This is a genomic window from Frankia sp. BMG5.23, from assembly GCF_000685765.2.
In the GTDB taxonomy this organism is placed as follows: Bacteria; Actinomycetota; Actinomycetes; order Frankiales; family Frankiaceae; genus Frankia; species Frankia casuarinae.
Window position 1 is genome coordinate 1 of record NZ_JDWE01000150.1, and the last position, 1,988, is coordinate 1,988.

The 1,988-nt window shown below is 71.2% G+C and carries 1 protein-coding gene; it reads left to right on the plus strand.

Annotation, left to right across the window (positions count from 1 at the left end):
* Positions 1-56: 56 nt before the first annotated feature.
* The coding region (locus BMG523DRAFT_RS22245) for a condensation domain-containing protein (RefSeq protein ID WP_235463411.1) at positions 57-1,988 on the plus strand (1,932 nt) is incomplete at its 3' end.

The window sequence follows — 1,988 nt, forward strand, 5'->3', positions numbered from 1 at the left end:
TGGCCGATGGGGTCGACCTGTCGCGGACGGTGGGTTGGTTTACCAGTGTTTATCCGGTGAGGTTGGAGCCGGGTGAGGTGGACTTTGTCGATGTGCGGGCCGGTGGTGACGCGGCTGGTGTGGTGTTGAAGAGGGTCAAGGAGCAGGTGCGGGCGGTGCCCGGTGATGGTCTGGGTTTCGGGCTGTTGCGTTATCTGAATCCCGCTACGCGGCCGGCGTTGGCGGCGCTGCCGACCCCGCAGATCGGCTTCAACTACCTGGGCAGGTTCACCACCGGTTCCGGGCGGCAGGAGTGGCAGCCGGTGGCGCTCGGCGGGGACATGGACGAGCGGATGCCCGCCGCCCACATCCTGGAAGCAGGCGGAGTCGTCCGTGACGGCGCGGACGGCCCCGAGCTGAGCCTGATGTTCTCCTGGCCGGGGGAGTTGTTGGCCGAGTCTGTCGTGCGGGAGTTGGGCGAGGGCTGGGTGGCGATGCTGACCGGCTTGGCCGCGCACGCCGCGCGGCCTGGTGCGGGCGGGCACAGCCCGTCGGACTTTCCGTTGGTGCTATTGGATCAGGGTCAGGTGGCTGAGCTGGAGGCTGCGCAGCCCGGCTTGGCCGAGGTGTGGCCGCTGTCGCCCCTGCAGGAGGGCCTGCTGTTCCACGCCATGCTCGGCGAGCAGGCGCTGGACGCCTACTCGGGGCAGGGCCTGCTGAACCTGCTCGGCCCGCTGGACACCGCTGTACTGCGGGCTGCGGGCCAGGCGCTGCTGGACCGGCATCCCAACCTGCGCGCCGGATTCCGGCACCTCGCCGGCCTGGAGCAGCCGGTCCAGGTGATCGCCGATCGGGTCGCGCTGCCATGGCGTGAGGCGGACGTGTCGGCGCTGCCTTCGGCCGAAGCCGAGGCGGAGGCCGACCGGCTGGCCGCCGCCGAGCTGGCCCGTGCCTTCGACCCCGCGGTGCCCCCGCTGCTGCGGTTCCTGGTGATCCGGTTCGGCGCACGACACCACCGCCTGGTGATCACCAACCATCACATCCTGATGGATGGTTGGTCGCTGCCGGTCCTGCTGCGTGAGTTGTCCACCATCTATGCGGCCGGCGGTGACCCGATCGGACTGCCACCGGTCACGCCGTACGGGGAGTATCTGGCCTGGCTAGGCCGCCAGGACCGGCACGCGGCGCGCGAGGCCTGGCAGCGGGAGCTGGCCGGCACGACGGAACCGACCCTGGTCGCGCCGGGCGACCCGGCCCGGCTTCCGGTGGCGCCGGGCCGGGTCATGGCCTCTGCGGGCCCCGAACTGATCGCGGCCCTGCGCGCCCTGGCCAGGGAGCACGACCTGACGCTGAACACGGTCGTGCAGGGGGCGTGGGCGATGCTGGTCAGTCGGTTGGCGGGGCAGCGCGATGTGGTGTTCGGTGCGGTCGTCGCGGGTCGTCCGCCCGAGCTGCCCGGGGTGGAGGACATGCTGGGGCTGTTCGTCAACACGGTGCCGGTGCGGGTGCCGCTGGACCCGAACCGGCCCGTCATCGAGATGCTGACCGCGTTGCAGGACCGGCAGTCGGCTCTGATCGCCCACCAGTACCTGGGGCTGGCCGAGATCCAGCGGTTGGCCGGTGCGGGCGCGACCTTCGACACGCTGGTGGCCTACGAGAACTATCCCTTCGACCCGGATGCTGGGCCCGAGCCCGGGTCCGGGCCCGACGACACGCTGCGGATCACCCCGGCCGGGGGGCGTGACTCGACGCACTATCCGCTGACGCTCGCGGTCATCCCGGGTGCCACGGACCTGCGGCTGCGGCTGACCTACCGCCCGGACGTGTTCGAGCCCGACCAGGTCGAGGGCTTCGGGCGCTGGTTGGTACGGATCCTGGAGGCTGTGGCGGCGGATCCGGGGGTGTTGGTGGGTCGGGTGCCGGTGTTGGGTGCGGCTGAGTGGGTGCGGGTGGTGGAGGAGTGGAATGACACTGGGGTTGGGGTTGGGGTGGGGACGTTGCCGGGGGTG